This window comes from Exiguobacterium sp. SH31, assembly GCF_001816105.1.
Taxonomy (GTDB): domain Bacteria; phylum Bacillota; class Bacilli; order Exiguobacteriales; family Exiguobacteriaceae; genus Exiguobacterium; species Exiguobacterium aurantiacum_A.
Window position 1 is genome coordinate 12210 of record NZ_LYTG01000102.1, and the last position, 14202, is coordinate 26411.

Genomic DNA, 14202 nt, shown 5'->3' on the forward strand with positions numbered 1-14202 from the left:
AGAAAGAGGAGACGCGGTCGAAATTGACCGTGTCTCCTCTTTCCATTCAACGAGTAGTACGTTTTGGAACGAATTGAATGACTAAAATCAGCGTGAACGCGATGAAGCTCAAGAGCGGGATCGTGACGAACCCGAAGTAATTCACCCAACGGATGAGACAGTCGTTGCTGCAAAACGCATCCCCGTTCGGAACCCGTTCGAGCACGACGTGATATAGGCTGATCAGCCAGCCGGCACCGGCCATCAGTCCGATGAAGAGACGGTTGACTTCACGGTTCGTTAACATGATAGTCAAGTAATAAATCGCGAGCGGGTACATGAATATGCGCTGAAACCAGCACAGCTTGCAGGGCAGATAGAGCATGACTTCGGAGAAGTACAAACTTCCGAGCGTCGCGACGGTCGCGACAATAAAGGCAAAATGATGACGTTGCATACGATTTCCTCCTGACGACTCAAAAAGTGCGAATGAACATGATATGATACAGGTTAGCAATAATGAATTTAGTATACAGTCTTAGAAACGATATAGAAATAGGTGACGTCATGCAAGTATCAGAAGTAGAAGTGTTGATCGTCCTCGCCGAAGAGTTGAATATGAGGAAAGCCGCCGAGCGGTTGTTCGTCTCCCAACCGGCTTTAAGCCAACGTCTCGTCACGATCGAGCATCAGTGGGGCAAGAAGATTTTCGTCCGCTCGACGCGAGGCCTCGCCCTCACCCCGGATGGTGAGAAAATCATCGACTTCGCGAAAAAGATGTATAGCGAAGAGCAAGAACTTCGGGGAGAGTTGACGGCCAAGCAAGGCGAAGTGTACGGGACGCTCAAAATCGCGGTCGCCTCGATCATGGGACAGTATTGGTTGCCCCGCGTCTTGAAACGGTTCATGGAACGGTATCCGTCCGTCCGGGTCAAACTCGTGACGGGCTGGTCGAGCGAGATGATGCGCTATATGCTCGAAGAGAGTTTCCATATCGGGATCATTCGCGGTAACCCGGACTGGCGCGGAGAAAAGATGAAACTGTTCTCAGATTCGCTTCACCTCGTTGATATGCGGATGACCGATTTAAAGCAGTTGAAAAATAACGAGCGCTCGTTCATTCAGTTTAAGAGTGACTCGACCTATTATCAAGAAATCCTTGAGTGGTGGCAAGAGCGGTTCTCGAGTCCTCCGCTCACGACACTCGTCGTCGATCAGATCGAGACGTGCAAACAGATGGCGCTGCATGGGATTGGTTTTGCCATCTTGCCGGAGTCGACGATTCGCGATGTCGAGGCGATCAATAAGATTCCGCTCACGTCGTCGAACGGGACACCGCTCGTGCGTGACACGTGGATGTTGTCGACCGACTCGATGCTCGAGCTCGCGCAAGTGAAAGCGTTTTGGGAAATCGTTGAAGAAGTGACAAAGGAGAGTGTGGAATGAGTTGGGCCATAGAAGCTAGAAGACAGTTACATTTGATTCCAGAACCGGGTTACGAGGAGTTTAAAACACAAGCGACACTTGAAGAGTTGATTCGTTCGTTTAACTCGTCACGGGTCCACATCTCGCATTGGCGCACCGGACTGTTCGTGCGTGTCGACGGTCTTGTCGGCGACAAGACGATCGGGTATCGGGCCGATATGGACGGATTGCCGATTACGGAAGAGACCGGACTTGAGTTCGCCTCGGTCCATGAAGGCATGATGCACGCGTGTGGCCATGACGTCCATATGGCAATCGCGCTCGGCTTGATCAAACGCGCGATCGAAGAGCCGCTCGATCATCATCTCGTCGTCTTTTTCCAACCGGCCGAAGAAGGACCGGGCGGTGCGGAACCGATGGCGATGTCGGAGTTGTTCTATCATTTCCGTCCTGACGCGATGTTCGGTCTCCACGTGGCGCCGGAATACCCGGTCGGCACGATTGCCTCACGACCGGGCGTCTTGTTCGCGAGTGCGCGTGAGCTCCACCTCACGATTCACGGCAAGGGTGGGCACGGCGCTTTCCCGCATGCCGGGATTGACGCTGTCATCGTTCAGGCGGCATTGATCATGCAGCTGCAGACGATCATCTCTCGCAATATCGACCCGATGGGGAGCGCCGTGATCAGTATCGGTAAAGTCGCTGCCGGCACGAAAGAGAACATCATCGCCGAGACGGCCAAGCTCGATGGGACGATCCGGGCCCTGTCGGATAAAGAAATGGTCGTCCTTGAGCGTCGGATCCGTCAAGTCATCGCCGGTGTCGAGATGACGTATAACGTCCATATCGACCTCGAGTTTGGTAACCGGTACCATGAAGTGGTGAACGACGAACGATATTTGTTCCAGTTCGAGGAAGCGGTCGAAGACGTCGGATATTCGTATAAGACGTGCGTTCCGGCCATGACTGGTGAGGATTTCGGCTATATGTTGAAACAAGTGCCGGGGTTCATGGTATGGCTCGGGGTGAACGATATGGGTTCAGGTCTTCATCAAGCAACGCTCAATCCGGATGAGCGGGCGATCGATGTCGCGGTCGAACTGTTCGATCATTTCTTTAGAACGGTCATTGTGAAGTGAACGAAGCGGACACGTTGTTGTCCGCTTTTTTTGTTGAAATGTGTTGAATTATGCTTCCGATGTGAGAAGAAAGGGAATTTACTATGATTGTAAAGCGTCAATATTGTTAAGCTTGTTCAAATGTGAACATTTTGCGAACTCAAGCATTGAGACATTACAGCGCTATATAAAATCATTATGATAGGGGTATCCAAAGGAAATCATCTGTGATGTTTCGTTTCACGCATCGGTGTGAAGCGCTAGAGAGAGATAGGAGGTAATCAATAGATGTTTCAAGATCCTGTCCTGATGAGTCGGGCGTTAACGGCACTCACGTTAGGCTTTCATGTGATTTTTGCCACAATCGGCGTCGGGGTTCCACTATTAATTTTATTGGCAGAGTTTTTAGGTATTAAAAAGAAAGATCCGAAATACACCTTGATGGCTCGTCGGTGGTCGCGGGGCTATGTCGTGACCGTCGCGGTCGGTGTCGTCACCGGTACAGCCATCGGGCTGCAGTTATCATTGCTATGGCCAAACTTGATGCGCGTCGCCGGTCAGACGATCGCGTTGCCGTTGTTCATGGAAACGTTCGCGTTCTTCTTCGAAGCGATCTTCCTCGGCATTTATTTGTACACGTGGGATCGGTTTAAAAACCCGTGGCACCATATGTTGATTGGGATTCCAGTCGCCGTTGGTGCGCTGTTCTCAGGCTTCTTCATTACAACGGTCAACAGTTTCATGAACCAACCTGTCGGATTTGATATCGTCGATGGGAAACTTGCGAACGTGAGTCCGCTCGAGGCGATGTTCAGTCCGGCGATGCCGACGAAGATGGCTCACGTATTAACGTCGGCCATTTTGACATCGGCGTTCATCTTGGCGGCGATTGCGGCCGTGCAGTTATTGCGCCAACGCCGTAACCAGCTCGACAAATTGTCTATCGAGTATCACAAAAAGGGTCTTCGTTTAACGATGACCGTCGCGCTCATCTTTGCGATTGCGACTGCGCTCGTCGGGGACTTCTCAGGTAAATACTTGGCGAAGTACCAGCCGGATAAGTTGGCGGCGGCAGAGTGGCATTTTGACACCTCCTCCGAAGCCGAACTCATTTTGGGCGGTTGGCTTGAAGATGATGGTGAAGGTGGTTACGAAGTACGAGGGGCCATTAAAATCCCTTATGCGTTGTCAATCTTAGCGGGCGGTGTCCCGAACTATGAAGTGACGGGTCTCGATGAATTTGCGAAAGAGGATCAACCGCCACTGTTCATCCACTATCTGTTTGATGCGATGGTCGGAATCGGGATGCTTCTTGCGCTCATCTCATTCCTGTTCGTCCTCGGACGCTATATTAAGCGATTGCCTCAATTCAGTAAACCGATGCTGATTGCGATTGCGGCGGGAGGCCCTCTCGCCATGATGGCGATCGAGTTCGGGTGGTTCTTCGCCGAGTTTGGCCGTCAGCCATGGGCGCTCTATGATTTGATGCGCACGAGTGAGGCAGCGACGACGTCGGCTAACGTAGGTTGGATGCTCATCGCCTTCGCGATCCTGTATGCGGTTCTTGGCGTGGTCACAGTGCTCGTCTTGACACGTCTGTTCAAGGACAACCCAGTCGGGAAAGAACTAAAACAATCGGAACATCGCGGCGAAGCGATGTTTGCGGATGAAGTGTGATCGGAGGATATGACATGCAAATTCAAGAATTAGGGATTGCCGTATTATGGACGTTTTTATACGGCTATCTCATCGTTGCATCGATTGATTTCGGTGCCGGCTTCTTCGCTTTCTATAGTAAGTACACGAAGCGAGACCAAAAAATCAATCGCCTGATTCAACGGTATTTGTCACCGACATGGGAAGTGACGAACGTCTTCTTCGTCTTCTTCTTCGTCGGAATCGTCGGGTTCTTCCCGGATACGGCTTACTATTATGGAACGGCCTTGTTAGTACCAGCCTCTGTCGTGTTGATCTTGCTCGCGATTCGCGGAAGTTTTTATGCGTTCGCGAACTACGGTTCGAAAGAGAGTACGTTTTACGTGTTCTTGTACGGGGCGACAGGTTTATTGATTCCGGCGGCGATGTCGACCGTGCTCACGGTCAGCCAAGGCGGATTCATTAACGAGACAGAGTCGGGTGTGTTCTTTGACGGATTGAAATTGTTCACAAACTTTTACTCGTGGACAGTCGTTATCCTTGCAATCGTGTCGGTGCTCTATATTAGTGCGATGTTCCTCTTGTTCTATGCGGACAAGGCACGTGATGTCGAAGCAGTCGGCCTCGTACGCAAATGGGCGCTCTTCTGGAGTGTTCCGACGATCCTCGCTTCGGGCCTCGTTTTCTTCGGCTTGAAATCGCAGGCGGCATGGCACTATGAAAGCATTTTAGCGGGTAACTGGTGGTGGTTCGCCGCGAGTTTCGTCTTCTTCATCATCGCCGTATCGTTCGTCTACTTGAAACGCAACTACGGAATCGCTTTCTTAATGGTCATGGGTCAGTTCTTCATGGCGTGGTTCGGATATGGCTATACGCATTTGCCGTATATCCTCTATCCGTATATCGACATTAACGGAAGCGTCGTCAACGAGTCGATGGCGATCGCGCTCGTCATCGTGTTCATTCTAGGATTGCTCTTACTCGTACCAGCGTTGTATTTATTGCTTCGTCTGTTCTTGTTCGACAATGATTATGTGCGTGGAACACGTTCAAGCGGTAAAGCATAAGACCGGGATTTCCCGGTCTTTTTTGTATAGTTTTTTTAGGGCGAATCGGTTACACTGTACGAAGAATCGGGAACAGAAACCGCTGTATGGAAAGGGATGTTTTGAATATGACAGGTGAATTTGCAGTCATCGGGTTAGGTCGGTTTGGTGGGTCGATCGTGCGGGAGTTGTCGTCGAACGGATATGACGTGCTCGCCATCGACGTAGATGAAGAACGCGTCAATGAGTTCATGGGCCTAGCCACGCACGCGGTCATCGCCGACACGACCGATGAGAACGTCTTAAAGAGTCTTGGGATTCGTAACTTCGAACATGTGATCGTGGCAATCGGAGAAAACATTCAAGCCTCGATTTTGACGACGTTGATTTTGAAAGAGCTCGGTGTCCAAATCATCACGGTGAAAGCGACGAACGACTATCACGAAAAAGTCCTACGTCGAATCGGTGCGGATAACATCGTCCACCCGGAACGCGATATGGGCGTCCGGATCGCCAACGGATTGATGAGCCAAAGTATCTTGGACTACCTCGAACTTTCAAATGAACATTCGATCGTCGAGATCAAGGCTTCTGATAAACTATCGAATAAATCACTGATCGATTTGGACCTTCGTGCCAAATACGGAGTCAACATCGTCGCCATCCGTCGTGGTGACGACGTCTTGATTTCCCCTCAAGCCGACGAGATGATCCTGCCGGAAGATATCTTGATCATCATCGGAAAAGATACTGACCTCGACCGGCTCGAACGCTCGCTTCGGTCAAGATAAAAACGAGAGGCGCGCGCCTCTCGTTGTTTTTAGATTAGCTTCATAGTTTTTAGTCCGTACTCGATCCCGTCTTCAAGAATCGATTTCGTCACAAAGTCGGCCGCTTCTTTTGCCTCGGCTCGTCCGTTGCCCATCGCGATGCCTGTACCGACGTATCGGAGCATCGCCAAGTCGTTTAACGCGTCACCGAAGGCGTATGTGTTCTCGAGGCGATAGCCGTTCGTCTCGATGAAGTGGCGAATGCCGTCCGCCTTGCTCGCCCCGCGATTGATGACGTCCATCGCATGCGGGTGCCACCGGATAAAATCGAATTCGCTATAAGCGTCGAGATAATGATGCTCTTCTTCAGGCGTGCAGTAGAGCAACGTCTGATAGACGTCCTGTTCAATGTGGAAGTTTGGCGCGTACGTCGGGATCGGCATATCGAGTTCACCGAGCGACTGTTCGACGACGTGGTCGTTCGGCTTCGTCGCGCCGCCACGGTCTTGTCCGAGATAGACGAGTGTGTGGTCAAACGTTCCCGCATGGTCCGTCAAACGGCTGAGCGCATGAGTCGGTAGCGTGTTCCGATAGACGATTTCCCCACGGTGGACGACGATTTGGCCGTTGTAGCACACCATGCTCTCGATTCCAAGTTGCTGCGGGATGTCTGAGAGCATCGCCGGGCCTCGTCCCGTCGCGATGAACGTCTCGACTCCGTTCGCACGAAGTTGTTCGATCGCCGCAATCGTCGAAGGTGGAATATACGTCCCTTCGTGGAGAAGCGTGCCGTCAATATCAAAAAAGACTACTTTTTTATCTTCCATTCGAATCACCATGCTTTCTCTGTCTTGTTTAGGGTATTTCTATACAGAAAAGCATACCACGAAATCAAGAAACCGCCCTCAATCTGACGTCATTAGTGAAATTTTGTCACAATATGAGCTATAATGAAGAAAGAATCTTACGGAGACATAACTTTATCACGAGAATCACTTATGTATCACATAGATGAAAATCAACTAACTAGAAGTAAGGAGAGATTAAATGAAGTTTGTAAAGAACCATCAAACCGCTGTGTTCGCATTAGGCGGACTCGGAGAAATCGGGAAGAATACGTATGTCGCTCAATTTCAAGATGAGATCATTGTCATCGACGCCGGGATTATGTTCCCAGAGGATGACTTGCTTGGGATCGACTACGTCATTCCAGATTACTCATACTTGATCAAAAACAAAGAAAAAGTAAAAGGGGTGTTCATCACCCACGGTCACGAAGACCATATCGGTGGAATCCCGTTCTTGTTGAAACAAGTCAAACTGCCGATCTATGCGACAAAGCTCGCCCTCGGGTTGATCAAAGTGAAACTTGAGGAGCACGGCTTGCTTCGTGAGGCCGAATTGCATGAAATCGATGAGGATACGATCGTCAAGTTCAGAAAGACGAGTATCTCGTTCTTCCGGACGACTCACTCGATTCCGAACTCGCTCGGTGTCGTCGTCAAGACGCCACAAGGCAACATCGTCCATACCGGCGATTTCAAGTTCGACTTCACACCGGTCGGCGAGCCGGCTGATATCGCCAAAATGGCTGAAATCGGGAAAGAAGGCGTCCTTTGTCTCTTGTCAGACTCGACGAACGCAGAAATCGAAGGGTTCACGATGAGTGAAAAAGTCGTCGGTGGGACGATCAGTGAGACGTTCCGTAAAGCGGAAGGGCGCATCATCTTCGCGACGTTCGCCTCGAACATCTATCGTCTGCAACAAGTCATCGACTCTTGTGCTGAGACGGGACGCCACTTGCTCATCTTCGGTCGCTCGATGGAAAAAGTCATGACGATCGGACAAGATCTCGGCTTTATCAACGTACCAAAAGGAATGATTATCGAGACGAACCAGATGCGCAACTTCCAACCACATGAAGTGGCGATTCTCTGTACCGGATCACAAGGTGAACCGATGGCTGCGCTCAGCCGGATTGCGAATGGGACACACCGTCAAGTTTCGATCATCCCTGGCGACACGGTCATCTTCTCATCGTCACCGATTCCTGGTAACGCCGTGTCGGTCGGTAAAACGATCAACCAACTGTACAAAGCGGGCGCTGACGTCGTCTACGGTAAACTCACGAACATCCATACGTCAGGTCACGGATCGCAACAAGAGCAGCTGCTCATGATCCGGTTGCTCAACCCGAAATTCTTCATGCCGATTCACGGAGAGTACCGCATGTTAGTGAAACATGCCGAGCTCGCGCAATCGGTCGGGATCCCGAAAGAGAACACGTTCGTAATGGACAACGGCGAAGTGCTCGCCGTCGATGCCGATTCGGCTGCCATTACAGGCAAAATTTCGGCGAACGCCGTCTATGTTGACGGAAACGGCATCGGTGACATCGGCAATATCGTCTTACGCGATCGCCGAATCTTGTCAGAAGATGGACTTGTCGTCGTCGTCATCAGCATCGACGGCAAGACGCGAAAACTCGTCTCCGGACCCGATATCATCTCGCGCGGATTCGTGTACATGCGTGAATCGGGCAGCCTGATTCGTGACGGTGAGCGCTTGCTCAAGAAGACGGTCGAACAAGGCTTATCGAACAAGCAGATGAAATGGTCAGAGATGAAGCAACTTGTCTCGGATACACTCACGCCATACTTGGCTCAAAAAACACGAAGACACCCAATGGTTCTTCCGATCATTATGGAAGTATAAACGAACGGGCTGTAGGTGACTACAGCCCGTTTTTTAGAGAATGAAAAAAGGGGCGGTGCGTATGGAACGGAAGAAGCGTAAGACAGGTTGGCTCAAGTGGGGACTTGCAGCATTTGCGATCTTATTTTTAGTCACGATGATTTATCATCAAGTAAAACCGCTGCCAGAAGGGGTGTCTCGAGCATCCGAACCGGTAAACATCTCGGATGACCAAATCGATTTTTTGTCTGATTTGACATACCAAGGAGAAGACACCGAAGTCAATGAGCAAGAGATCTTCCAAGATGTCGAGCGATCGATCCGCGAGGCCCGGGAGTATATCGTCATGGACTTTTTCTTATTCAATCCATATTCAAATGAAGATCGACAATATCCGGACATCACGGCCCGCCTGTCGTCAGCACTCATAGAACAGATGGAGCTATATCCGGACTTGAACGTCGTCTTGATCACAGACGAGATCAACACGACGTATAACGGTCACGCGTCTGACCATTTAGACGTGCTCAAGGAAGCCGGCGCGGAGATTGTCTACACGAACCTCGACGCGTTACGTGACCCGAATATCTTGTACTCGACGTTGTATCGCATCGGATTCCAATGGTTCGGGGACAGCCAAAACGGTTGGCTCCCGAACCCGATGGCGAAATCGGCACCGGACATCACGATTCGTTCTTATTTACGGTTACTGAACGTGAAAGCGAACCATCGCAAAGTCATGGTGACGGAGAACGACGGGTTCGTCCTCTCGGCGAATCCGCATGACGCGTCCGGTTACCATTCAAATGTCGGCGTCCGACTCGACGGTCCGATCCTAGCTGACATTCTTGAAGGGGAAGAGGCGATCGCCCGGTTCTCGAAAGGGGACGCGAGCCGTTTCCCGAGTGAAGAAAAGCTCAGCGCCTTACGTGACGAGGATTCGGACGGACCGATGCAGGTTCGTTACGTCACCGAGTCGAAAATTCAAGAAGCCGTCGTGAAAGCGATGGACGAGGCGGAAGCGGGCGAGACGATTTGGATCGGGATGTTCTATTTGGCCGATCGGAACATCATCCAAGCAATCCACGATGCCGCCGAGCGCGGCGTGTTCGTCAAGCTCATCCTTGACCCGAACACGAACGCGTTCGGGCGTGATAAGTCGGGTCTCCCGAACTTGCCGGTCACGGCTGAGCTCGTCGAAGTCAATCCGGAACAGATCGAGGTCCGTTGGTACGAAGTCGGGAAAGAACAATATCATCCGAAGATGCTCTACGTCGAAGGCGAGCAGCGTGTCGTTGTGATCGGGTCAGGCAACTATACGACCCGGAATATGAACGACTATAACCTCGAGGCGGACGTCGAAGTGACGACTGCGACCGAGACCGAGTTCATGCGTGAAGTCGATAGCTATTTCAAACGGCTTTGGAACAACGAGGACGGGACGTACACCGTCGCTTATGATGAGATTCAGACCGACTTGCCGATCGGCAAGTACTTGCTCTACTGGTTACAGAAGTTGACGTGGACGATGACCTACTGACCTAAAACAAGCCCGCCCTCATCAGAGGGCGGGCTTCAGCTTGTTGACTAACATGATTGATATCGCTCGTCCTTTCGACGCCCACGCTTTCCGCAGGCGATTCCGGAGCCGCATCGCGACTCGTGTCGCTGCTGGGGCTATCCTGCAGGAGTCGGGGCGCCATCGGACGAGCAACGCACACGGTCCCATCTGGCGGCGGTCACTGCACAAAACATGAAGAAGCTGACCAGTTTATTGGCCTGGAGAGGCCGTATACATACCATTTTTTCAATCTTGTGCCGAGCAGAGTGACTCGAGGTCATCGAACATAAAAAAGACGAACCAATTCGCGAAAAGCGAATTGGTTCGTCAACAGCCTAAGCCGGCCCTCATCAAAGGGCGGGCTTGTTTTATTGCGTTTCGACTGGATTGAACTCATTTGAATACTCGTATAAAAACTCGCCTGTCTCACGGAGCACGTCCGTCTTCCGATGAAGCGAGAAGTGATCGTACGGGACGGTCTCGGTACCGATGTTGTTCGTGTATTCCTCGAGCAAGAGCGAGCTCGACGGTTCAATCAAGTTGAATTCGCCGCCTCGTCCTGAGAACGAATACACTTGGACCGAACGGGGCCACGTCTCAAGCTTGGCCTGGAACGACTTGAGCCCATCGGAACTCGGCGACAAGTCGCGGATGGCCGGACTGCCCGTGTTCACACCGAAGTTGCTGGCAGATAAACCGAAGTTGGCTAGTCGCGTCCCGGCGAACGGGCTATCAAACGTAACGAACTTATCGACGATATACTCGTCTTGGTTCAAGATGTAGTTGGCTGCGGCGACACCGCCCATACTGTGACCGATCACATACATGCGGTCGAACGAACGGTTTCGTTCCGATTTGTACTCTTCGATGGCGAGGTTCAACCATTTCGTCTGGTTGTTCAAGGACGCTTCTGCATCCTCATATTCAATCCGGACGATCGGGCGGTTCGAACTGTAATCATTGATGACGCAGTCGACCGCCCCTTTCACTGTCACCGTACAAAGCGCACCGTCTTTGGCGAGTCCGCGCTGCTCCATGTATTGGGAGAAGCGGAGGAACGTCCGGTCGGTCCCGAGTAGGCCGTGGACGGCGAACGTCGGGATGAACTCATCGGTTTGAGCGGCTTGACGGATGGCTTCGACTTTTCGGTCGTTCGTCAGCTCTTCACGAATGCTCACGATAATGATGGCTAACGCTAACAGGATGATCAACGTACCGAGCACACGCGAACGAATCGATGTCCGGTCGGGGTTTCCGACGTTTTTCCGAGATCTCCGCCAAACAAAGAAAGCAGTCACACTAGCGATGACAGCAACAACGATCGTGATGATCCACGCTTTGACGTTCGGTACGTGCGCGACAAGCGTCATATTGTTTTGGCGTCCGCCGTACACTTGCCACTCGACTTGTTTCATCGAACGAGCATCAAGGCCAGTCCCGTCCTCGACGAACACACCGGTCGGTACCGTCAAATTGAAACGGATGTCGGCTTGGCGGATGTAACGTTCGGCGAGTTCTTTCGGGGAACCGCTCAAGTTGACACCAGGCAAGTCGACGCGATCGAGACGTAGATCCAAGTTCGTCTTCAACACATATGAATCGAACCAAATGCCGTCTTCCTTTTGAACGTCAAATTTCACGTCGGGGGGAACGAGGATACCGGCCGGTCCGGTCTTCCATTCCTGTTTAATGTTTTGCAGCTCATCGACGTTTTTGAACGTCTTCTTTAATACCATACCCTCGTAATCGTCTTCGCTCGAATAGTCTCGAGTCGCATAGCCGTTATCGTTCGCTTGTTGTTTCCACGTTTCCCAGTCGAGCCGTAAGTTTAATAGCTTCATGACCGGGTGATCGCGGAACGCATACGTCGTCTCGAGAGTGACAGACTGATCATAGTGGACAGTGGCGTCGTATTCGATTCGGACGCATCCACCGATTAAAAGAAACAAGAATGGGAATAGGAACAACAGTGTCTTTTTTTTCACGCTCGTCACCTCAGATCGGTTCACCGTATGTTTCTAGCGGATTGGTCGTATTAATGCGGTCATAAAACAGGATGCCGTCCAAGTGGTCGAGTTCGTGTTGGCAGACGATGGCTCGCATCCCGCGAAGGCGTAACTTGATCGGATTGCCATCACGGTCAAATCCTTCGAGGGTGATGCGACGGTGACGCGGCACGTTGCCTTTGACGATGCGGTCGACAGATAAGCAGCCTTCACCGCCGTTCAAATACGTCTGTTCGAGCGAATGACTCGTGATTTTCGGATTGAAGATCGACAGCTTGAACGTCTCTTCCTCTTCTTTTAGCAGGACGGTGAAGAACCGGCGATTGACACCGAGTTGTGGTGCAGCAATCCCGACACCGCCGCGAAGCTCATATTTCTCACTAATCTCAGGGTCTTGGCTGTTGACGAGGAATGTTTCCATCTCGTCGAGCAGGGCGAGGTCTTCTGCTGTAGGTGGAAGCGAGACTTCACTTGAACGGTTACGGAGCCGCTCATCTCCTTCACGAATCACGTCTATCATTGTTAACATGGGTAAACTTCCTTTCCAATTGCGATATGTCCAATTATATCATATTTAATGAACGAATCGCTCTGATGGTACAGAAGGTGAAATGAAAATGATACAGAGCGTAAAATATTCGAAAAATGTGTTCGTGTAAGCGTTTTTATGGAGTGAGCATATTTTTTGCGTTATTGTAACAACCCGTTTTATACTGACAAGGAAACGGCAGGAGAAGTCATACTTTCCTGAATCACGTTAATACAGATTGCTTTTTTGGACAGATACACTTAAGATTTGAGGTAGTGTTTGATCACAAAAAAAGACAATTGTCTCATAGTTGAAAGGATGAGGTGAAACGAATGAACAACGTTCAGGTACTTCAAAACGTGGAAGAAAACTTCCAAACGTTCCGTATTCTCGACGAGAAGGGCGAGGTCGTCAACCAAGACGCGATGCCAGATGTAACGGACGAGCAACTTCAGGAGCTTATGCGCCGCATGGTCTATACTCGAATTTGGGATCAGCGTGCCATCTCGCTTAACCGTCAAGGACGCCTAGGTTTCTACGCGCCAGTGGCAGGGCAAGAAGCAACGATGATCGGGACGCAATACGCGCTCGACAAGCAAGACTGGATTCTCCCGGGTTACCGCGATATCCCGCAACTCGTATTCCACGGACTTCCGCTTTATCAAGCGTTCTTGTTCTCACGTGGTCACGTGGCAGGAAACCGCATCCCAGAAGACGTTAACGTCTTAATGCCACAAATCATCATCGGTGCACAAATCATTCAAACAGCGGGTGTGGCCATGGGTCTCAAACGCAACGGCAACACGAACGTCGCCATTACTTACACGGGTGACGGCGGATCGTCACAAGGTGACTTCTACGAAGGTATGAACTTCGCAGGTGCATTCAAATCACCAGCTATCTTCGTCGTTCAAAACAACCGCTTCGCAATCTCGACACCTGTTGAGAAGCAGACGGCAGCTAAAACGATCGCGCAAAAAGCTGTAGCAGCGGGCATCAACGGAATCCAAGTTGACGGTATGGACGTACTTGCTGTCTTCGCCGCAACACAACAAGCGCGTAAAGACGCACTTGACGGGACACCGACGCTCATCGAAGCACTCACATACCGTTACGGACCACATACGCTCGCTGGGGATGACCCAACACGTTACCGTACGAAAGAACTCGATTCAGAGTACCAAGAAAAAGATCCACTCGTACGTTTCCGTCTTTTCCTCGAAGGCAAAAAGCTTTGGAGCGAAGACATGGAGAACGAAGTGATCGAACAAGCGAAAGCAGACGTGAAAGAAGCGATCAGCCTCGCGGACAAAGAACCAAAACAAAAAGTTTCGGACTTCATCAACAACATGTTCGAAACACTCCCTTCAAACTTGAAAGAGCAGCTTGAAGAATATACAGCAAAGGAGTCGAAGTAA

13 protein-coding genes are annotated in these 14202 nt (G+C 50.9%); 9 read left to right on the forward strand and 4 right to left on the reverse strand.

Features of this window, described 5'->3' with window-relative positions; translation table 11 throughout:
* Positions 1-46: 46 nt before the first annotated feature.
* Positions 47-436 carry a disulfide bond formation protein B gene (locus tag A6395_RS13975; protein WP_071399513.1) on the reverse strand — a complete coding sequence of 130 codons (390 nt, stop codon included), beginning with the start codon at positions 434-436 and terminating at the stop codon, positions 47-49.
* A gap of 110 nt (positions 437-546) precedes the next feature.
* On the opposite strand from A6395_RS13975, the gene A6395_RS13980 reads away from it, so the two are divergent.
* The 5 genes from A6395_RS13980 to A6395_RS14000 all read left to right on the forward strand — a co-directional run bounded on the left by A6395_RS13980 (position 547) and on the right by A6395_RS14000 (position 6015).
* A complete protein-coding gene (locus A6395_RS13980; RefSeq protein WP_070327606.1) occupies positions 547-1425 on the forward strand; it encodes a transcriptional regulator CcpC in 879 nt (292 codons plus the stop codon).
* Positions 1422-2543, forward strand: coding sequence for an N-acetyldiaminopimelate deacetylase (locus tag A6395_RS13985; RefSeq protein ID WP_071399514.1), 1122 nt, complete (start codon positions 1422-1424; stop codon positions 2541-2543). The genes A6395_RS13980 and A6395_RS13985 overlap by 4 nt, the downstream gene beginning before the upstream one ends.
* Before the next feature lie 267 nt (positions 2544-2810).
* Entirely contained in the window at positions 2811-4199 is a 1389-nt protein-coding gene (locus A6395_RS13990; protein WP_071399515.1) for a cytochrome ubiquinol oxidase subunit I, read from the forward strand.
* A 14-nt stretch (positions 4200-4213) separates the two neighbouring features.
* On the forward strand, positions 4214-5245 hold the full coding sequence (locus A6395_RS13995) for a cytochrome d ubiquinol oxidase subunit II (RefSeq protein ID WP_071399516.1): 1032 nt from the start codon (positions 4214-4216) through the stop codon (positions 5243-5245).
* 107 nt (positions 5246-5352) lie between these two features.
* The gene (locus A6395_RS14000) at positions 5353-6015 is read left to right on the forward strand and encodes a potassium channel family protein (RefSeq protein WP_071399517.1); all 663 of its coding nucleotides are present in this window, start codon (positions 5353-5355) and stop codon (positions 6013-6015) included.
* A 29-nt stretch (positions 6016-6044) separates the two neighbouring features.
* Here the strand turns inward: A6395_RS14000 and A6395_RS14005 are convergent, their stop codons facing one another.
* Entirely contained in the window at positions 6045-6833 is a 789-nt protein-coding gene (locus tag A6395_RS14005; RefSeq protein ID WP_173647404.1) for a Cof-type HAD-IIB family hydrolase, read from the reverse strand.
* 208 nt (positions 6834-7041) lie between these two features.
* Between A6395_RS14005 and rnjA the strand changes: the two genes are divergently transcribed.
* The 3 genes from rnjA (at position 7042) to A6395_RS16030 (ending at position 10445) form a co-directional block, all read left to right on the forward strand.
* Positions 7042-8709 carry a ribonuclease J1 gene (gene rnjA / locus A6395_RS14010; protein WP_070327600.1) on the forward strand — a complete coding sequence of 556 codons (1668 nt, stop codon included), beginning with the start codon at positions 7042-7044 and terminating at the stop codon, positions 8707-8709.
* Between the two features lie 61 nt (positions 8710-8770).
* A complete protein-coding gene (locus tag A6395_RS14015) occupies positions 8771-10228 on the forward strand; it encodes a phospholipase D family protein (protein WP_084813095.1) in 1458 nt (485 codons plus the stop codon).
* 43 nt (positions 10229-10271) lie between these two features.
* Positions 10272-10445: a hypothetical protein gene (locus tag A6395_RS16030; protein ID WP_158625496.1), complete on the forward strand. Its 174-nt coding sequence runs from the start codon at positions 10272-10274 to the stop codon at positions 10443-10445.
* Between the two features lie 172 nt (positions 10446-10617).
* On the opposite strand, the gene A6395_RS14020 is transcribed toward A6395_RS16030, so the two are convergent.
* Both A6395_RS14020 and def read right to left on the reverse strand, forming a co-directional pair.
* Positions 10618-12243 carry an alpha/beta hydrolase gene (locus A6395_RS14020; protein ID WP_071399529.1) on the reverse strand — a complete coding sequence of 542 codons (1626 nt, stop codon included), beginning with the start codon at positions 12241-12243 and terminating at the stop codon, positions 10618-10620.
* 1 nt (position 12244) lies between these two features.
* On the reverse strand, positions 12245-12784 hold the full coding sequence (gene def / locus A6395_RS14025) for a peptide deformylase (RefSeq protein WP_071399520.1): 540 nt from the start codon (positions 12782-12784) through the stop codon (positions 12245-12247).
* Positions 12785-13116: 332 nt separating this feature from the next.
* On the opposite strand from def, the gene pdhA reads away from it, so the two are divergent.
* Positions 13117-14202, forward strand: coding sequence for a pyruvate dehydrogenase (acetyl-transferring) E1 component subunit alpha (gene pdhA / locus A6395_RS14030; RefSeq protein ID WP_070327597.1), 1086 nt, complete (start codon positions 13117-13119; stop codon positions 14200-14202).